The 17,982-nt window shown below is 70.3% G+C and carries 16 protein-coding genes; 13 read left to right on the top strand and 3 right to left on the bottom strand.

The window, feature by feature from the left end:
- Positions 1-205: 205 nt before the first annotated feature.
- Complete coding sequence (gene moaA / locus ACT3SQ_RS02065) at positions 206-1,306, top strand: GTP 3',8-cyclase MoaA (protein WP_441443374.1); 1,101 nt, start codon at positions 206-208, stop codon at positions 1,304-1,306.
- 11 nt (positions 1,307-1,317) lie between these two features.
- On the top strand, positions 1,318-1,629 hold the full coding sequence (locus ACT3SQ_RS02070; RefSeq protein ID WP_441443375.1) for a MoaD/ThiS family protein: 312 nt from the start codon (positions 1,318-1,320) through the stop codon (positions 1,627-1,629).
- 53 nt (positions 1,630-1,682) lie between these two features.
- Here ACT3SQ_RS02070 and ACT3SQ_RS02075 read toward each other — a convergent pair whose 3' ends face one another.
- Entirely contained in the window at positions 1,683-2,771 is a 1,089-nt protein-coding gene (locus ACT3SQ_RS02075; RefSeq protein WP_441443376.1) for a ThiF family adenylyltransferase, read from the bottom strand.
- A 486-nt stretch (positions 2,772-3,257) separates the two neighbouring features.
- Here ACT3SQ_RS02075 and ACT3SQ_RS02080 point away from each other — a divergent pair, with 486 nt between their 5' ends.
- From ACT3SQ_RS02080 to ACT3SQ_RS02095, 4 genes are all read left to right on the top strand, one after another.
- Positions 3,258-4,247 (top strand): ABC transporter permease, encoded by a 990-nt coding sequence (locus ACT3SQ_RS02080; protein WP_441443377.1) that lies wholly within the window; start codon positions 3,258-3,260, stop codon positions 4,245-4,247.
- A gap of 1 nt (position 4,248) precedes the next feature.
- Positions 4,249-5,271 (top strand): ABC transporter permease, encoded by a 1,023-nt coding sequence (locus tag ACT3SQ_RS02085; RefSeq protein WP_441443378.1) that lies wholly within the window; start codon positions 4,249-4,251, stop codon positions 5,269-5,271.
- On the top strand, positions 5,264-7,363 hold the full coding sequence (locus tag ACT3SQ_RS02090) for an ABC transporter ATP-binding protein (protein WP_441443379.1): 2,100 nt from the start codon (positions 5,264-5,266) through the stop codon (positions 7,361-7,363). Before ACT3SQ_RS02085 ends, ACT3SQ_RS02090 begins: the two co-directional genes overlap by 8 nt.
- A 96-nt stretch (positions 7,364-7,459) precedes the next feature.
- Entirely contained in the window at positions 7,460-9,187 is a 1,728-nt protein-coding gene (locus tag ACT3SQ_RS02095) for an ABC transporter family substrate-binding protein (RefSeq protein WP_441443380.1), read from the top strand.
- A 156-nt stretch (positions 9,188-9,343) separates the two neighbouring features.
- On the opposite strand, the gene ACT3SQ_RS02100 is transcribed toward ACT3SQ_RS02095, so the two are convergent.
- Both ACT3SQ_RS02100 and ACT3SQ_RS02105 read right to left on the bottom strand, forming a co-directional pair.
- Entirely contained in the window at positions 9,344-10,021 is a 678-nt protein-coding gene (locus ACT3SQ_RS02100; protein WP_441443381.1) for a PH domain-containing protein, read from the bottom strand.
- Between the two features lie 25 nt (positions 10,022-10,046).
- Positions 10,047-11,258 (bottom strand): molybdopterin molybdotransferase MoeA, encoded by a 1,212-nt coding sequence (locus ACT3SQ_RS02105; protein ID WP_442331860.1) that lies wholly within the window; start codon positions 11,256-11,258, stop codon positions 10,047-10,049.
- Between the two features lie 122 nt (positions 11,259-11,380).
- On the opposite strand from ACT3SQ_RS02105, the gene ACT3SQ_RS02110 reads away from it, so the two are divergent.
- The 7 genes from ACT3SQ_RS02110 to ACT3SQ_RS02140 all read left to right on the top strand — a co-directional run bounded on the left by ACT3SQ_RS02110 (position 11,381) and on the right by ACT3SQ_RS02140 (position 17,963).
- Positions 11,381-12,367, top strand: coding sequence for an NADP-dependent oxidoreductase (locus tag ACT3SQ_RS02110; RefSeq protein ID WP_441443383.1), 987 nt, complete (start codon positions 11,381-11,383; stop codon positions 12,365-12,367).
- Between the two features lie 66 nt (positions 12,368-12,433).
- The gene (locus tag ACT3SQ_RS02115; protein WP_441443384.1) at positions 12,434-13,720 is read left to right on the top strand and encodes a THUMP-like domain-containing protein; all 1,287 of its coding nucleotides are present in this window, start codon (positions 12,434-12,436) and stop codon (positions 13,718-13,720) included.
- On the top strand, positions 13,717-14,556 hold the full coding sequence (locus ACT3SQ_RS02120) for a DUF4129 domain-containing protein (RefSeq protein ID WP_444501756.1): 840 nt from the start codon (positions 13,717-13,719) through the stop codon (positions 14,554-14,556). The genes ACT3SQ_RS02115 and ACT3SQ_RS02120 overlap by 4 nt, the downstream gene beginning before the upstream one ends.
- A complete protein-coding gene (locus ACT3SQ_RS02125) occupies positions 14,553-15,059 on the top strand; it encodes a hypothetical protein (RefSeq protein ID WP_444501757.1) in 507 nt (168 codons plus the stop codon). Before ACT3SQ_RS02120 ends, ACT3SQ_RS02125 begins: the two co-directional genes overlap by 4 nt.
- The gene (locus ACT3SQ_RS02130; RefSeq protein ID WP_444501758.1) at positions 15,056-16,078 is read left to right on the top strand and encodes an AAA family ATPase; all 1,023 of its coding nucleotides are present in this window, start codon (positions 15,056-15,058) and stop codon (positions 16,076-16,078) included. The genes ACT3SQ_RS02125 and ACT3SQ_RS02130 overlap by 4 nt, the downstream gene beginning before the upstream one ends.
- Complete coding sequence (locus ACT3SQ_RS02135; protein WP_441443388.1) at positions 16,075-17,412, top strand: DUF58 domain-containing protein; 1,338 nt, start codon at positions 16,075-16,077, stop codon at positions 17,410-17,412. Before ACT3SQ_RS02130 ends, ACT3SQ_RS02135 begins: the two co-directional genes overlap by 4 nt.
- Entirely contained in the window at positions 17,412-17,963 is a 552-nt protein-coding gene (locus ACT3SQ_RS02140) for a hypothetical protein (protein WP_441443389.1), read from the top strand. Before ACT3SQ_RS02135 ends, ACT3SQ_RS02140 begins: the two co-directional genes overlap by 1 nt.
- Positions 17,964-17,982: the final 19 nt, after the last annotated feature.

A 17,982-nucleotide genomic window follows, 5' to 3' on the forward strand; every position in this document is an offset into this window, starting at 1 on the left:
TCGGGCGTCTCCGTGACGCCTCACCAGTATGGCGCGCCGGGTCCAGCCCCGGCGCCGCGGAGGTCGCCACGGCGCCCGTGCCGACCGGACCGCACCGCCCCTGCGACCGGTGTGCGTCCGAGGTCCCTGCCCCCCGCGCCGGTGCGCCCCCTATCCTGGAGCGACATCCCGGCGTCGCCGGGCCCGGACGGAAAGGGGTGAGCAGATGGCATCGCGCCGCATCTCGCTGGGGATGCCGACACCACGCAGGACCGACGAGACCGCGTCCGAGCTGCCCGACACCTCGGACCGTCCTGACACGCCTGCTCTCGCCGACCGGTTCGGCCGGGAGGCGACGGACCTCCGCCTCTCGCTCACGGATTTCTGCAACCTGCGCTGCACCTACTGCATGCCCGCGTCCGGGATGACGTTCCTGAAGAAGGATCAGCTGCTGAGCGTGGACGAGGTGGTGCGCCTGGTGCGGATCGGGGTGGAGCGCCTGGGCATCGACCAGGTGCGCTTCACCGGCGGCGAGCCGCTGACCCGCCCCGATCTCGAGCAGATCATCGCGGGCGTCGCCGCGCTCCCCCAGCGCCCGGACATCTCGCTGACCACCAATGCGATCGGCCTGGACCATCGCGCCGCACCACTGCGCGAAGCGGGGCTGGACCGGATCAACGTCTCCCTCGACTCCGTGGTGTCCGAGACCTTCGAGCGGCTGACCCGACGCCCGCTGCTGCACCGGGTGCTGGACGGGATCGAGGGTGCCCGGCAGGCCGGGCTCGACCCGATCAAGGTCAATGCTGTCCTCCTGCCCGGCGTCAACGACCATGAGCTGCCTGATCTGCTGGACTGGTGCCTGGACCGGGATCTGCAGCTGCGCGTGATCGAGCAGATGCCGCTGGATGCGGACCACATCTGGGACCGCAGCTCGATGCTCACCGCCGGCGACATGCAGGCACTGCTGGCCCCCCGCTACGTCCTCACCCCGGTGGCCGAGGCCCGGAACGGTGCACCGGCGGAGCTGTTCGAGGTCGAGGACCGCGCCACCGGTCGCCATCGCGGACGGGTCGGCATCATCGCCTCGGTCACCCGGCCCTTCTGCGCCGACTGCCGACGCACCCGCCTCACCGCCGAGGGCCGGGTACGCACCTGCCTGTTCTCCCGTGAGGAGACGGATCTGCGCGGCGCGCTGCGCTCCGGGGCCGAGGACGAGACCATCGCCGAGATCTGGCGCGCCGCCCAGTGGGGCAAGAAGGCCGGTCACGGCATGGACCGCGAGGACTTCGTGCAGCCGGAGCGCCCGATGAGCGCGATCGGCGGCTGAGAGAGGACGAGATGACCAGCATCGACATCACCACCGAGGGAACCACCGGCGGGACCACCGAGGGCTCCCCCGCCACCGCACCGCGCATCGCCGTGCGGCTGTTCGCGGGGGCCGCCGCCGAATACGGGGCCGACGCCACGACCGTCCGGGCGGCGACCGTGCAGGACGCCGTGGACGCGCTGCTGGCAGATGCCTCCGCGGAGGCTGCCCGCGTGATCGGCCGCTCGAGCTTCCTGATCAACGCCGTGGCCTGCACGGACCGCACCCAGGTTCTCGCTGGCGGCGACCGGATGGATGTGCTCCCGCCCTTCGCCGGAGGGTGAACCCTCTCGCGGCGCACTCCGAGCGCGACCTTGCAGTCACTCTGGCGGCGCAGTCACTCCGGCAGCGTCACCGCGATCCCGCTGCCCTCCACTGCGCCGAAGCCGCCGCGCAGCGAGCGCACGGAGATGCCCCTCCCCGCCAGCACCTGCTGCGCGCTCGCCGAACGTGAGCCGGCCGCGCAGTAGAGCACGGTGCCCTCAAGCGCCGCTGACGCGCTCGACGAGTCCGTCGGTCCGTGCTGCGCGAGCAGCTCGGCCATCGGCACGTGCTCGGCGCCGCGCACCATCCCGCCGGCCAGTTCATGAGCCTCCCGGATGTCGATCACCCGCACCCCGGCGGCCAGCAGCGCCGGCAGCTCGGCGACGGTGAGCTCATCGGTCGCGGGCCCCGTCGGCCCCGGCAGCCCGCAGGTCACCATCACGTCCTCGACCTCGCTCACCGCGAGGCGCTGCGGGTCCCGGGCCAGCGGCAGCTCGTCCCAGCGGGCGCGGAGCGCGTCATAGAGGGCGAGGCGGCCGAAGAGCACGTCCCCGAGGCCGGCCAGGACCTTGACCGCCTCCATCGCCATGGTCGCGCCGATCACCCCGCACAGCATCCCGAGCACTCCGGCCTCGGAGCAGCTGGGGACCTCCCCGGGCCGGGGCGGGACCGGGTGCACGTCGCGGTATGTCACCCCGCGGCCGCTCGCTCCCCAGAACACGCTGACCTGTCCGGAGAACGCCAGGATCGATCCCCACACCAGGGGGAGGTCGAGGATCTCGCACGCGTCGGAGGCCATATAGCGGGTGGGGAAGTTATCGGTGCCATCGAGCACGAGATGGTGGCCGGAGAGCTTCTCGAGCGCATTGGCGGGGGTGACCGTCTCGACCTCCGCCCGCACGGAGATCTCCGGGTTCAGCGCCTGCAGCCGTTCTGCCGCGGCGATCGCCTTGGAGCGGCCCACGTCCGCATCGCCGAAGAGCACCTGCCGGTGCAGGTTGGTCGTGTCAACGGTATCCGGATCGAACACCGTGATCTCCCCGATCCCGGCCGCGGCCAGATAGGAGAGCACCGGCGCTCCGAGGCCGCCGGCGCCAATCACCGCGACCCGTGAGGCGGCAAGCCGCCGCTGCCCGAGGGCGCCCAGCTGCGGCAGGCGCATCTGGCGGAGGTAGCGCTCCGGGAGCCCCGCCGCCACCTCCGCAGCCGGTGCGATCGCGAGGTCGCCGATGTCCGGCAGCCCGCGTCCACGTCCGGACTCCGGTCGCCGTGCCGCCCCGGGCGAAGGCCGCTCCCCTGTGCCGGGCGAAGTGACCGCTCGGGAACCTTCGATATGCACAGACCTCTCGAAATCTCCATGTCTTTCCACCATGTGAGGTAGTCTCCCCCACGGCCACGCACTGTGGCAGGTGGATAACGATTCGGCCATGGAGCCGATCCCGGCGCGAAGATGCGTGTCCGAGTGACCTACAGTGCAGAAACCTGCTCAGAGGACCCGCGCGGTTGCGGACCGAGCACCGATCATGTGAGGAATTCTGACGATGCGATCACCTTCGTCTGCCTGGAGTCGTCTGAGCTGCCGTGAGGGCGCCCGGATGCTCGGCGTCCCCGGTGCGATGATCCCGAATCTCATCTCGGGAGTCCGTGCATGACCAAGTACATCCTGCGGCGGTTCGTCAACTACCTGATCCTCACGGTGATCGCGACCGTGTTCTCGTACATCGCCGCGAGCCTCTTCTTCTACCCGCGCCGGCGCTACCTCGGGGTCAACCCTCCGATCCCCGAGGAGTCGGTCGACGGCATCCTCAGCGCCTACGGCGTCAACGACAAGGACCCGGTGCTGCTGCGCACCTGGTGGTGGATCGAACGCGTCCTGTTCGAGCCGCTCTCGCAGAAGCTGGGTCAGGACCTCCAGGGGAACTGGGTCATCAACGAGATCGTCGGACGCGCCGGGACCAGCCTCCGCCTGCTCCTGCTGGGCGCTCTGCTGGCTGCGCTCCTCGGCGTCACCCTCGGCGTCTGGGGCGCGGTGCGGCAGTACAAGGCATCCGACCAGATCGTCTCCTACGCCTCCTTCATCCTGATCTCGACCCCGACCTTCGTCGGCGGCGTGATCCTGATGATCCTGGCGACGAACTTCAACCAGCTGCTGGGCTTCCAGGTGATCCGCTTCACCGGGTCCTACACGCCTGGCATCACAGGGTTCTTCCCCCAGCTATGGGACGGGTTCGTGCATCTGCTGCTGCCCACGATCGCGCTGATGCTGTTCGGCGCGGCCGGCTACTCCCGCTATCAGCGCTCGCTGATGCTGGACGTGCTGGGCAGCGACTTCATCCGCACTGCCCGGGCGAAGGGCGCCACCCGCAACCATGCCTTGGTCAAGCACGGGGTGCGCGTCGCGCTGATCCCGATGTCGACCTATTTCGCCTACAGCTTCGGCACCCTGGTCGCGGGCTCGGCGTTCCTCGAGATCATCTTCTCGTGGGAGGGCATGGGGAAATACGGCATCGTCGCCGTCCAGACCTCCGACGTCAATGCGCTGGCCGGCAACGTCTGCTTCACCGCGATCCTGCTGCTGTTCAGCTCCACCCTGTCCGAAGTGCTGTACGCGGCGCTCGACCCGAGAGTGAGGGTCTGACATGTCGATGAACGCACAGCAGCCCGCTGACCACAGCGCCGATCTCGCCGAGGACATCGAGCCCACGGCGAGCCTGATCGCCGATTCGGCCGGTGGCTCACCCGCCTCGCCGCAGCAGGCGCACCGCCCGATCTCTCGTGGCCGCCTGGTATGGCGCCGTCTGAAGAGCAAGCCGAACTTCTACATCGGCGGCGCGATCGTGGCCGCGATCGTGGCCTTCGCCCTCTTCGGCGACTTCTTCAACATCTACACCCAGGGTCAGCAGGACTCGTTCAACTTCAACTCCCCGCCGAGCGCGCAGCACTTCTTCGGCACGGATGCGATCGGGGTGGATCTGTACGCCTCGATGACCTCGGCGCTGCGCACCTCGCTGCTGATCGGCTTCCTCGCGGCCCCCACCGCCACGCTGGTCGCGGCGGTCATGGGGTCGTTGGCCGGCTATCTCGGCGGGCCGTTCGAGATGTTCACGAACTGGCTGATCAACCTGCTGCTGGTGCTGCCGGTCTTCTACGTCCTGATGATCGTCTCCCCCGCGATCGCTGATCCGAGCAACCTGCCCGGCGCGATCCAGTGGCTCGGCTTCATGCCCGCCTGGGGCCTGCTGGTCATCGCGATCGGCCTGTTCAGCTGGATGATCATGGCCCAGATCGTGAAGAACCAGACCAAGTCGCTCAAGGAGCGCGAGTACGTCAAGGCCGCCCGCTACATGGGCGTGAGCACCCCGACCATCCTGCGCCGCCACATCATCCCCAACGTCGCCTCGCTGCTGATCATCGACGGCGCCCTCGGCGTCGCCGGCGCGATCCTGGCCGAGACCTCGCTGTCCTTCTTCGGCCTGGGGATCCAGGCTCCAGACGTCTCCCTGGGAACCCTGCTGCAGGACGGCACCGGCGCTGCGGTCTCCCGGCCCTGGCTGTTCATCATCCCCGCATCGTTCCTGATCGCCCTGCTGACCGGAGTCGCGCTCGTGGGCGACGCCCTGCGCGATGCCATCGACCCCACCAGTGAGGTGAACCGTGCTTGAGCCACTGCTGCAGGTCAAGGACCTGACCGTCACCTTCCCGAACGCGAAGGGCGGCGTCCGCGCCGTGCGCGGCGTCGACTACACCGTGGACGAGGGCGAGTTCCTCGGCATCGTCGGCGAATCCGGCTCCGGGAAGTCTGTCTCCTCCCTCGCGGTGATGGGACTGCTCCCGTCCTCCGCGAAGATCACCGGCGACATCACCTTCCGCGGTGAGTCGCTGCTGGGGATGAGCGACCGTGCGCTGTCGAAGCTGCGCGGCCGCGAGATGGCGATGATCTTCCAGGATCCGCTCTCTGCGCTGACGCCCGTCTACACCGTGGGCCAGCAGATCGTGGAGGCGCTGACCCTCCACGACAAGAGCATCCCTCAGCGCAGCGCGGAGAAGCGCGCCGTCGAGCTGCTGAAGATCGTCGGGATCCCCGCGGCGGAGCGTCGTGTCAAAGCCTTCCCCCACGAATTCTCCGGCGGTATGCGCCAGCGCGCGATGATCGCGATCGCGATCGCCAACGACCCGGCGCTGATCGTCGCGGACGAGCCCACCACCGCGCTGGATGTGACCATCCAGGCGCAGATCCTCGAGGTCCTGCAGAAGGCCAAGGAGGTCACCGGCGCAGCCGTCGTGCTGATCACCCACGACCTCGGCGTGGTCGCCGGCAATGTGGACCGCGTCGCCGTGATGTACGCGGGCAAGCTCGTCGAGAAGGGCCCCGTCGAGGAAGTCTTCCACTCCCCGCGGATGCCGTACACGATGGGCCTGCTGCGCTCGGTGCCGAACATGCTCACCGCTGGCAAGGAGAGGCTGGTGCCTCTCGAGGGGCGACCGCCGAACCTCGCGAACCTGCCCGTGGGCTGCCCGTTCGCGGATCGCTGCCCGGCGGTCCAGGATCGTTGCCGCACCACCGAGCCGGAGCTCCTCGCGGAGCTCGGCGACGGCCGCGAGGTCGCCTGCCACCGGTCCGACGAGATCGCTGCGGGCACTCTGAAGCCCTCGGACATCTTCCCGCGCCCCCCGCACGAGGAGCGTGCGGTCAAGGACTCCACCGGCCTGGAGCCGGTGGTCCGGGCAGAGGATCTGATCCGTCACTTCCCGCTGTACAAGGGGTCGGTGTTCCGCCGCGTGGTCGGCAAGGTCAAGGCCGTCGACGGAGTGGACTTCGAAGTCCTGCCGGGCGAGACCCTGGGCCTGGTGGGCGAGTCCGGTTCGGGCAAGTCCACCACCGCGCTCGAGATCATGGAGCTGGTCAGCCCGCAGCGCGGCAGCCTCGAGGTGACGGGCAAGGACGTCAGCACGCTCTCCCGGAGCGAACGGCTGGCGATGCGCCAGGACGTGCAGATCGTCTTCCAGGACCCGATGGCGGCGGTGGACCCGCGCATGCCCGTCGGCGACATCGTCGCGGAGCCGCTGACGGTCCATAAGGTCCCCCGCGCCGAACGCGACCGCCGCGTGGTGGAGATGCTCGAGCTGGTGGGCCTGGACCCGGAGATGACCGACCGCTACCCGCACGAGTTCTCGGGCGGTCAGCGCCAGCGCATCGGCATCGCCCGCTCGCTGATCACCAACCCCAAGGTGCTGGTGCTCGACGAGCCGGTCTCCGCCCTCGACGTCTCGGTCCAGGCCGGCGTCGTCAACCTGCTCGAGGATCTGCGCGACCGGATGGGACTGTCCTATCTGTTCGTCGCGCATGACCTCGCGATCGTCCGGGAGATCGCCGACAAGATCGCGGTGATGTACCTGGGCAGGATCGTCGAGTACGGCCCGGTGCAGGAGGTGTACGAGACCCCTCGTCACCCCTACACCCGTGCGCTCATGAGCGCGGTGCCGGTGCCGGATCCGACGATCGAGCGTGAACGCCGACGGATCCTGCTCACGGGAGACCTCCCCAGCCCCACCGAGGACATCCCCGGCTGCAACTTCGCCTCGCGCTGCCCGTTGTTCCGGATGCTCGACGAGACCCGCCAGGCGCAGTGCCTCGGCGATGATCCGGCAGCGATCGTGCACGGGAAGTCCAAGGTGGCCTGCCATCACGTCGAGGAGATCCATCGGCTCGATGATGTGGACATCTCCGCCCTGTCCCCCACCCCCGGCGACTGACGCGCCGCGTCCAGCGCCCCCAGAACCGCAGTACCCACCCCACGACCCCGAGACCCCGTGCCGAGCAGCACATCTCACCCAGGAAGAGAGAAACCCATGAAGATCACGAGCACTCGTCGTCTTTTCCTCGCCGGAACCGGCGTGGTCGGCTCCGCCGCCGCCCTCGCCGCGTGCGGCGGCCAGGCCACCGAGGAGGAGCAGCAGTCGCAGGCTGCTGAGGAGAACGACAAGGCTGCGGAGGAACAGGGGGAGCTGCCTTCGACCGCCTGGGAGCGCATGGAGTACGACCAGGTCCCCGACGGTGGATCCCTGCGCAAGGCCATCCTCACCTTCCCGGCCAACTGGAACCGCAGCCAGGTCGACGGCAACAACGCCGACACCTCCGACATCGCCGACCCCTGCGGAGGTGGCGGCGAGCTCATCCTCTCCGAGACCGGTGAGAAGTCGCTGAACCCCGACTACATCGAGTCCGCAGAGATGACCTCCGAGGACCCGCAGACCATCGCCGTCAAGTTCAACCCGAACGGGAAGTGGGACGACGGCACCCCGATCGTGGTCGAGGACCTCATCGCGCAGTGGAAGGCGCTGAACGGCACCAACGAGGAGTTCCTCGTCGTCTCCACCGTGGGCTGGGACCAGATCGAGTCGATCACCCAGACCGATGACGAGTACTCCGCAGAGATCGTATTCTCCAGCCCGTTCATCGACTGGATCACCGTGCTCCACCCCGTGTCCCCGGCGTCGGTGTACGCCGACCCGGAGACCTTCAACACCGGCTTCGCCGATGGCCCGACCCCGGGCAAGGGCCCCTTCAAGGTCGGGACCATGGACCAGGGCGGCGGCGTGGTCACCCTCGAGCGCAACGAGCACTGGTGGGGTCGTGCGCCGAAGCTGGAGACCGTCATCTTCCAGGTCGTCGACCAGACCACCCAGCCCCAGTCCTTCGCCAACGGCGAGATCGACTGGCTCGAAGTCGGCACCGGCGACGTGCTCAGCCAGGCGAAGACCCGTTCGGATGCAACCATCCAGGCCACCAACGGCCTGACCTGGACGCACCTGACGATCAACGTCAATGGCGGCGACGGCCTCCTCGAGGACGTCAAGGTCCGCGAGGCGATGGCTCGTGGCATCGACCGCGACGCCATCGGCCGCGCCGTGGTGGGCCCGCTCGAGGCCCCGATCGTGCTGGTCGACAACTTCGTCTACATGCCCGGCCAGGACGGCTACCAGGACTCCTACGAGTCCATGGGCAGCCTCACCTTCGACCCCGAGGCTGCGGGCAAGATCCTCGACGAGGCCGGTTGGGCGCTCGAGGGCGACAAGCGCACCAAGGACGGCAAGGGGCTGGACCTCAGTGTCATCATTCCCGCGGACACCAAGTCGAACTCCGACCGTGCCCGTCAGGTGCAGACGAACCTCAACGCGATCGGCTTCAACGTCGAGCTGCAGACGGTGCCGTCCGACGGCTACTTCCCCGACTACGTCATGCCGAAGTCCTTCGACATGGTGACCTTCTCGTGGGTGGGCACCGCCTTCCCCGAGACCTCCTCGGTGAACCTCATGTACCCGCTCGAGTCGGGTCAGAACTACACCGGCTTCGCCGACGATCGCCTCGGGCCGCTCAATGAGCAGATCAAGGGTGCCTTCGATGAGGAGGAGCGTCGCAAGGTCGCCAATGAGATCTCGACGATCATCGCCGAGTCCTTCGTGGTCATCCCCTTCTACGCGACTCCGATCATCTTCGCGGTGAAGAACGGCGTCGTGAACACCGGTGCCTCGCAGTTCGAGACCACCGACTGGACCCAGGTCGGTATCAAGGCCTGATCGACGTATCGCGAGCTTGCGAGGGACAGGAGACCAGGCGGAAGATTCAGTCTGATCGACGAACTCTCAAGAGCAGGGGCCGGACCGCAGCAGCGGTTCGGCCCCTTCTCTGTGCCACGCAGAGCGTGTGGTGCCCGCGTCAGCAGGCTCTGTGGCTCACAGCACGATGCGCGCCACGGCGAACACCGCGAACACCGCCACCACCGCGATCTGCACGATGTTGGGCCGCGTGGTCATCACCGCGCCGGTGTCAGCGTCGGTCCCGGCTGCGCGGTCCAGCGCGGGCTGTCCCGGCTGCCCCTCGCGGCGGTCCTGCCAGCGCTCCCAGCGCAGCTTGATCACGGCGGACCGGCTGGACTGCTGGTCGTTGACCAGGCGCTCCTGCGGGGTGAGCCGTCGGCCGCGCAGATCCTGCTCATGGATCTGTGCCTGCCGCCGCCAGGGCGCATCCCGGCTCAGCGCCGGGGCGTTCCAGGCGGTGATGGTCTTCGTCGTGCCGTCGCGGCCCGCGGTCTCGAGGCGCAGCATCGCGCCGACCCGCACTTCTTCGATCATCGCGAAGGGGATCTGGTGGGTGACCACGATGTTGCGCACCTCGACGGAGTCCTCGTGGAGGACCACCCGCGGTGCCCACAGCACCATCCACACCAGCGCCATGATCAGCAGCAGCACCGGCAGGGTCAGCACACCCTGCCAGCCCGCGCGGACTACTGCGTCGATGGCAAGACCGAGACCGAGCAGCCCGACGACCGCACAGAGCACTGTCGCCCCGTGAGGGCGCAGGTGGAGGGTGCCTCCCGGATCGTGAACGGGGGCTGGGCTGGTGGACGGCATGGAGCCACGGTAATGCAGGGGCGGCTCAGATCCTGAGCACGGCCACCGTGCCGTCCGCGGCGTCGATGTCCCTGCGCAGCACGATCGCATCAGCTCGCCCATAGGGGGCAAGGCGCCGCCCGGGCAGCAGGTCGACCACCTCCCGGCCGTCGGCCCCGAGGCGCAGCCTCCCGGGCAGCGCATACACAGTGCCGGGTCGGCGATGCCCGTGATCTGCGGCGGTGTCGCCGAGCGGCATCCTGCGCGGGGCGGCGCGCTCCCCCACCAGCAGGGGACGGATGAACAGGTGGTAGCCGACCAATGCCCCCACCGGGGTGCCGGGAAGGTGGACGACGGGCACCCCGCCGCGGAGCAGTCCCCACCCTTGCGGTCCGCCGGGGCGCAGTGCGAGATGCTCGAAGCGGGAGGTGCTGCTGCCGTGCTCGCCGAGCAGGGTCTTGACCACGTCGAAGGCGCCGTGGCCGATCCCGCCGGTGGTGAGCACGAGGTCGGACTCCGCCGCGGCCCTGGTGAGCGTCTCACGAAGCTGGGTGTGGTCGTCGCTGCTGTGCAGCGGGGGCAGTGCCTGCGCGCCGTCGACCTCCAACGCCGCGGCGAGCATCGTGCCGTTGGATTCGCGCACGCTGCCGATCGCAGTCGCCTCAGCGGCGAGCTCGTCCCCGGTGACCACCACGGTCACCCGGCGGCGGCGGCGCACCGGCAGCTGGGCGAGTCCGAGCGCGCGGGCCAGTCCTACCAGTCCCGGTCCCACGAGGTCTCCCTCCCCGGCGAGCAGCTCGTCCGCAGCGACCTCCTCGCCGGGGAAGCGCACGTGGCGCCCGGCGGCGGGAAGGGCATCGAGGGTGAGGGTCACGGCGGCGGGGACCCGTCCGAAGGGGTCGGCATCCGTCGCCTCGACCTCGATCACGGCGTCCGCTCCTGCCGGGACCGCTCCGCCGGTCATGATCCGGGCGGCGGTGCCGAGCGCCAGGGCTCGGACCTGACCGGGGCGGGCGGGGATCTCGGTGCTCACCGGGAGGGTGGTGGCGCCCGGCGCCTTCAGGTCCGCACGACGCACGGCGAAGCCGTCCATCGCGGCGATGGGCAGGGCCGGCATCGCCTCGGGGCTGCGAACCTCAGCGGCGAGATACCGGCCTCTCGCCTGCTGGAGCGGCACCTGCTCGGTCTCGAGCGGCAGCGTGATCTCGCGGGTCAGGAGCTCACGCCACTGCCACGGCGAGAGACGGTGGGCGCTCATGGTCCTCCAGGGGTAGTGTCCGGGCAGGCGATCGCTCCATGATCCCCCATCGCCGGCCCCGCGAACCCGACCATCGACCTTCTGCCGTGGCCACTGCCAGGTGCGGGGTGCATGATGGGTCCATGCGTGAGATTCGTTTCGACCGCTTCGGCGGCCCAGAGGTCCTGACCCTGCACACCGACGCCCCCACCCCTGAGCCCGCGCCCGACGAGGTGCTCGTTCAGGTGCTGTTCGCGGGCCTGAACCCGCTGGACTTCAAGATCCGCGACGGCTCCTCCGGGCGGGCGAAGGATCTGCCGCTGCCGGCGGGCACCGGTCGGGAGATGGTCGGCACCGTGGTCGGGGCCGGCTCCGGGCTCGATCAGGCCGAGCTGGGCTCTCGCGGCCTCACCGAGGGCACGCGGGTGTTCGGGATGCGCGGCCCCGGCGATCACCGCGGGGTGGCCGCCGAGGTGATCGCGATCTCGGCGGATGACCTCGCCCCAGTGCCCGGGGAGATCCCCGAGGAGGACCTGCCGCGCTGGGCGGGGCTGGCGCTGGTGGGACTCACCGCGATCGCCACCGTGCGGGACACCGCCGGGATCGAGAAGGGCGAGACGGTGCTGATCCACGGTGGCAGCGGCGGGGTGGGACAGCTGCTGATCCCGATGGCGCTCGAGGCCGGCGCCTCTGCCGTCTATGCCACCGGACGGTCCGCGAACGTCGAGCGGATCCGTGAGCTCGGCGCGGTGCCCATCCCCTATGACACCGGCGAGTGGGGCTCCGAGCTGCAGCGCCTCACGGAAGGCCGCGGGGTCGACGTCGTGCTCGACACCCACTATCACGCGACTTTCCTGCCCAGCCTCGACCAGCTCGCCCCCGGCGGCCGGATCGTCGCCCTGCCCACGCTCGCGGATCTCACCCCGGCGCTCGAGCGGGGCATCGAGGCTAGGATCCCGTCGATCGTGCAGAGCCGGGAGCGGCTGGACCGCCTGGCTCAGGGCATCCGCGCTGGTCGCTACCCGCTCGAGGTCTCCGAGGTGCTGCCCATGAGTCAGATCGACCAGGCGCATGTGCGGCTCCAGGAGGGCCACACCCGCGGGAAGCTGGTGCTGGACATCGGCGCCTGAGCCGCGGGGCACGTACCGGCTCGCGGCGGTGAGCCCGGACACATGTCCAGCAGGTACCCTTTTCTCATGCCTGTGCCCTCTGCCGATGATGCCGACGCCGCCCTCCGTGCCCTGGAGCCGGTGCTGCATCCCAGCGGTTGGGCGCTGCTGAACTCCCTGCCTCCTTATCGTGAGGACGACGTGCTGCGGCACTCGACGCAGCTGCGTGAGGCCGGGCATTCCCCCGAGCTGGTCGCCGCCGTGCTGACCCAGTCGCGGCTGCGCGCACGCGCTGCGGACAAGTTCGGGGAGTTCGCCTCCTCCATGCTGTTCACCCCGCACGGTCTCGAGCAGGCCACCCGTCTGCCGATCGCGGCGCTCCACGCCAAGCGCTTCCAGCGCGCCGCAGTGGGCAGCGTCGCCGACCTCGGCTGCGGCATCGGCGGTGACTCGATGGCGATGGCGGGGCTGGGGCTCGAGGTGACGGCGGTGGATCGCGATCCCGCGGCAGTCACCGTGGCCACCGTGAACCTGCGCCCCTTCCCGAACGCGCGCGCCCAGCTGGGTGACGCCGCGGAGCACGACCCGACGTCGACCGACGGTATCTGGCTGGATCCCGCCCGCCGAGCCCCCTCCCGCGGCGGCACCCGGCGCCTGCACGACCCCGAGGAGTACGAGCCGCCGCTGTCCGCTGTCCTGGACCTGGCGCGCCGGCTCGGCACCGCCGACGAGCTGGGACCGCTCGGCGCGAAGCTCGGCCCTGCCGTCTCCCGGGAGGCGCTGCCGCGCGAGGTGGAGGTCCAGTGGCTGTCCTACCACGGGCAGGTCCTCGAGGCCGCCGCCTGGTGCGGGCCGCTCGCACGCGAGGGAGTGCTCTCTTCCGCCCTGCTCATCGACCACGCCGGTGCGCACCGCCTGGACCGGGGCGTCGACTCCGCCGGCGATCCCACGCCGGGCACGGTCGGGGACCACTTCTACGAGCCCGACGGCGCCGTGATCCGGGCCGGACTGATCGGCACTCTCGCCGAGCACCTCGGCGCCCACACCCTGGATGAGACGATCGCCTATCTCACCGGCGACCGCCTGGTGAGCACCCCCTTCGTCCGGGGCTACACAGTGCGTGACGTGATGCCCTTCGGCCTCAAGCGGCTGACCGCCTACCTGCGGGAGCATCGCCTGGGCGTTCTGGAGATCAAGAAGCGCGGCACCGCCGTGGAGCCCGACGAGCTGCGTCGCAAACTGCGCCCGCGCCGCTTCGGCGACGAATCCGCGACCCTGATCCTCACCCGCATCGGCGGGGAGCAGTCCGTGATCGTCGCCTCCCCGCATCCGAGCCCCGCCGCCCAGGGAACCGCGCAGGAGGCCGTCCGATGAGTACCGGGAACGGCGCCAGCAGCAGCACCACCACCACTGCTGACGCTGACGCCGACGCCGACGCCGGAGCTGACGCTGCCCGCAGCACGGACAGCTCCCCCCGCGTCGATGCCCACCGCCGTCTGGTCGCGGTGCTGCTGCTGGTGGTCTCCCTCGGCGCGATCGGCCTGGTCGCCCTCGGCGCCGCCGCGGACCGGGGCCCCGGCGCGGTGTACACCGGGGAGACCGAGGGCGAGTACAAGTTCGCTCCCGCTCGTGAGGACTACAACGAGCCGGACTGGGCCACCCAGGACCTCCCCACCCAGCCGCCGGATCCCGACGGTCCGAACACCGGGCTGATCATCGCCCTGGTGGTGCTCGGTGTGATCCTCCTCGCCCTCGCCATCTGGGTGGCGTACCGGATGCGGAAGCTCGCCCGGCCTGCGCCTGCGCTGGCCGGATACGCCGATGAGGATGAGCTCACCGCCGAGCAGGCGATGGCCGCGCTCGAGGATGCCCGTGCGCATCTGTCCACCGTGGTCGACGCCCATGACGCGGTGATCGCGGCCTGGCTGGCGCTGGAGCGCGCGATCGCCGAGGCCGGGGTGCGGCGCGCCCCCTCCCAGACCACGCTCGAGTTCGTCGTCGCCGTGCTCGGCGCCCTGGACCTCGACCGTTCGGCGCTGGATCGGCTCGCACATCTGTACCGTCGGGCGCTGTTCGACCCCCAGCCCCTGGTGGAGTCGGACCGCGAGGAGGCACTCGCCCTGCTCGACGGGCTGACCGCGGATCTCGGCGGCGGCACGACGGAGAACGGCCCGGCTGGGAACGGCCCGGCTGAGGAGGGCTACGCATGATCCGTTCCTGGCTGCCGCTGCTGGTGAAGCTGGCGATCGGCGTGGTGCTCGCCCTGGTGCTGTACTTCATCTGCACGCTGTTCGGGCTGTACCTGCCGCTGCCGATCCTGTTCTCCGTGGGCCTGGCCTGCGGCGCGATCTGGTGGATCATCGACGAGGGCGCTGACCGCGCCGATCAGCTCCATGCCCCCGAACTCGATCTCGACGCCGACTACGCGCTGCCCCATGCCCAGGACACGCGGGTGCGCCGGCTCGAGGATCTCGCCCATGGCGCCCAGCCCAGCCGCCGCATGACCAGCCGCGGCCTCGCCCGCACGCTCGGCGAGATCGCGGAGGAACGTGCCCGCGACCCCGAAGCCCCCGCACTCAGCACGGGCCTGGAGCGGCTGCTCGAGATCGCCCGCCACCCCGATGCCGAGACCCATCCCGTCGGCCCCATCGACCGACGTGCCCTGCACCGCTGCCTGACCGAGCTCGCCTCGCGCGAGGAGAGGGACCGATGACCGACCCCACCCCTGATACCCCCACTGCTCTCACGCCCCGGGCGATGTCGCCCCAGGAAGCCACCGCTGCCGCCGCCACCGTGCTGGACGCCGTCGAGACCGCCGTGGTCGGCAAGCGCGAGTCCCTCGAACTGGTCCTCACCGGCATCCTCGCCGGCGGGCACGTGCTCCTCGAGGACCTCCCGGGCCTGGGCAAGACGCTCGCCGCGAGGTCGTTCGCGCAGGCGCTCGGGCTGCCCTTCAAGCGTGCCCAGTTCACTCCCGACCTGCTGCCGGCGGATCTCACCGGCGCCGAGGTGTTCGACCAGCGCACCGGCGAGTTCGTGTTCCGTCCGGGCCCGGTGTTCACCGGACTGCTGCTGGCCGACGAGATCAACCGCACCCCGCCGAAGACCCAGTCCGCGCTGCTGGAGGCGATGCAGGAGCGGCAGGTCTCCGTCGAGGGCACCACCCGGAAGCTGCCCAACCCGTTCCATGTGCTCGCCACCGCGAACCCCATCGAGCATGAGGGCACCTATCCCCTGCCCGAGGCGCAGCTGGACCGTTTCCTGCTGCGACTCTCCTTCGGCTATCCCACCGCCGCACAGGAGTGGGAGGTGGTCTCCCGCCGCATCGATCGCCGCCGCGAGGAGCAGATCGTGCCCGAGGTGCTGGATGCCGCCGGGCTGCTCGGCGTGCAGCAGGCCGTCGAGGATGTCCACGTCGAGGACTCGGTGGGTCATTACGCGGTCGAGCTCACCGCCGCGACCCGCAGCCACCAGCACGCCCTGGTCGGCGCCTCACCGCGAGGCACCCTCGCCCTGATCACCTGTGCCCGCGCGCTCGCGGTGATCCGGGGGCGCTCCTACGTGGTCCCCGAGGACATCAAGGCACTCGCCCATCCCGCGCTGGACCACCGCGTCACCGTCAAGCCCGAGCTGTGGCTCCAGAACGCGACCGGCGCCGGCGTGGTCGACGCGGTCCTCGGGCAGGTGCCGGTCCCCGCAGCGGTCGAACCGGTCCCCCAGGCCTCGGCGTGAGCTCCGGGGACTCACGGCAGATCGAGCTGCGGACCCGGCCGACGGCGGCGCTGGTGCGGGCCGCGATCATCGGCGGTGCCGCCCTCGCACTCGCCCTGGTCATGGGCCGGCCCGACATCATCCTGGTCGGGCTGCCGTTGCTGGTCTGGGCCCTGGTGGCACTGGCTCGACGGACCCTGCGCGGTGAGGAGCGGGCGGTGGTGGATCCGCAGCAGCGGGTGAACCGCCGCAGCATCGAAGAGGGTGGCACCGCAGCCGTCACCGTGCGCACGGACCCTGGGGTGCTCACCGCGGCGACGCTGCCGATGCCGCCCCACGCCGACATCGCCCCGCGCCACGGCTCCCTCGCCGGCGACGGGGAGCTGCAGATGCGGGTCAGCGCGCAGCGCTGGGGAAAGGTCCGGGTGGGCCCGATGCACGTGCTGGTGGCCGACGCACTCGGCGCCTACCGCGCCCAGCGGACCCTCGCCCCTGCCGAGGTGCAGGTGGTCCCCGCCTCCACCGTGCTCGACGCCCCCGTCGAGGTGCCCACCCCGATCGGGGTCAGCGGGGTGCACCTGTCCCGCCGCCGCGGCGATGGCACCGCGCTCTCCGAGGTGCGGACCTTCCGCCCCGGTGACCGCCTGCATCGCATCAACTGGCGCGTCACCAGCCGCACCGGCGAGCTGCACACCAACGCCACCTTCACCGAGCAGGACACCGAGGTCCTGATCGTCACCGACACCATTGCGGATATCGCTCCCGCGCCCTGGTCCGATGCGGAGGCGCCCACCAGCCTGGACATGACCATCCGGGCGACCTCGGCGATCGCCCGTCACTATCTCACCGCCGGGGACCGCGTCTCGGTGTTCGACATCGGTCATCTCATCGGCCCGGTGCCGCCCGGCTCCGGTCCCCGCCAGCTGCGCGTGCTGACCGCCGCCCTGTCACGGGCCAGCCGGGATGCCGGCGCGCTGCGCCCGGCGCGGCGCCTGCGCTCGGTGCGCTCGGGCACCCTCACCGTGGTGTGCACGCCGCTGCTGAGCCGGGACACGATCGCGCAGATCGGAGTGCTGGTCTCGCATGGGGCCGACGTCATCGTGGTCGACACCCTGCCGCCGAGCATCGGCGACACCTCGGTGCTGCACGGGAAGCCGCTGCGTATCGATGGCAAGGTCTCCGACCGGTTCTGGCCCGAAGCCTGGGCGATGCGCCGCCTGCTGCGCGAGAAGACGGTGCGCGAGCTGCGCGAAGCCGGTGTGCCGGTCACGGCCTGGGAAGGTCCGAGCTCTCTCGCCCCCGTGCTGCTGTCACTCTCGGCGGCCCGTACGGCGCCCCGGATGAGGAGGTCCTGATGCGGATGGGACAGGTGGTCGATCCCGTCGCCCAGCGGCTGCTCGAGCTGCAGAAGGTGAGCGCCACGCAGTGGCTGCTGCGCATCACCGGCACCGCCGCGACGGTGTTCGCGCTGCTGATGCTGTTCGGGGTCACGGGGCTGTTCACCCACGTCGGCACCGTCCTGATCACCCTCACGGTCGCGCTGGGGCTCCTGTTCCAGTTCCGCAACCCGGACACCGATCTGGGGCTGCTGGCACCGGCGGGGATCGTGCTGGGAGTCCTCGGCCTGGGCGAGGTCTCGATGCTGCGCACCGCCGGGATCGGGCTCCTGCTGCTGATCGCGCACAGCGCCTTCGCCCTCGCGGCGACGATTCCCGTGCACGGCGTGTTTGCCCGCAGCGCCTGGTTACTCGCCGGCAAGGGGCTGCTCCCGGTGCTCGTCCTGAGCCTGCTGGGCGGGCTGCTGGTGGCAGGGCTCGCAGGGGTGCAGCTCGGTCCCTGGATGATGGTGCTCGGAGTGCTCGCGGCGATCGGACTGTTCATCACGGTGCTGCCCCGCGAGCGGTGAGATCGCAGCGAAAGAGCAC

Origin of the sequence: Brachybacterium sp. AOP42-C2-15, assembly GCF_052377065.1 — a bacterium.
Lineage (GTDB): Bacteria > Actinomycetota > Actinomycetes > Actinomycetales > Dermabacteraceae > Brachybacterium.

Excerpts from the sequence above, each read along its gene's own strand:
- moaA (WP_441443374.1), top strand. The coding sequence starts at position 206 with ATGGCATCGCGCCGCATCTCGCTGGGGATGCCGACACCACGCAGGACC.
- ACT3SQ_RS02070 (WP_441443375.1), top strand. The coding sequence starts at position 1,318 with ATGACCAGCATCGACATCACCACCGAGGGAACCACCGGCGGGACCACC.
- ACT3SQ_RS02110 (WP_441443383.1), top strand. The coding sequence starts at position 11,381 with ATGCGTGAGATTCGTTTCGACCGCTTCGGCGGCCCAGAGGTCCTGACC.
- ACT3SQ_RS02085 (WP_441443378.1), top strand. The coding sequence starts at position 4,249 with ATGTCGATGAACGCACAGCAGCCCGCTGACCACAGCGCCGATCTCGCC.
- ACT3SQ_RS02100 (WP_441443381.1), bottom strand. The coding sequence starts at position 10,021 with ATGCCGTCCACCAGCCCAGCCCCCGTTCACGATCCGGGAGGCACCCTC.
- ACT3SQ_RS02075 (WP_441443376.1), bottom strand. The coding sequence starts at position 2,771 with ATGCGCCTGCCGCAGCTGGGCGCCCTCGGGCAGCGGCGGCTTGCCGCC.
- ACT3SQ_RS02125 (WP_444501757.1), top strand. The coding sequence starts at position 14,553 with ATGATCCGTTCCTGGCTGCCGCTGCTGGTGAAGCTGGCGATCGGCGTG.
- ACT3SQ_RS02120 (WP_444501756.1), top strand. The coding sequence starts at position 13,717 with ATGAGTACCGGGAACGGCGCCAGCAGCAGCACCACCACCACTGCTGAC.
- ACT3SQ_RS02115 (WP_441443384.1), top strand. The coding sequence starts at position 12,434 with ATGCCTGTGCCCTCTGCCGATGATGCCGACGCCGCCCTCCGTGCCCTG.
- ACT3SQ_RS02105 (WP_442331860.1), bottom strand. The coding sequence starts at position 11,258 with ATGAGCGCCCACCGTCTCTCGCCGTGGCAGTGGCGTGAGCTCCTGACC.
- ACT3SQ_RS02095 (WP_441443380.1), top strand. The coding sequence starts at position 7,460 with ATGAAGATCACGAGCACTCGTCGTCTTTTCCTCGCCGGAACCGGCGTG.
- ACT3SQ_RS02140 (WP_441443389.1), top strand. The coding sequence starts at position 17,412 with ATGCGGATGGGACAGGTGGTCGATCCCGTCGCCCAGCGGCTGCTCGAG.
- ACT3SQ_RS02130 (WP_444501758.1), top strand. The coding sequence starts at position 15,056 with ATGACCGACCCCACCCCTGATACCCCCACTGCTCTCACGCCCCGGGCG.
- ACT3SQ_RS02080 (WP_441443377.1), top strand. The coding sequence starts at position 3,258 with ATGACCAAGTACATCCTGCGGCGGTTCGTCAACTACCTGATCCTCACG.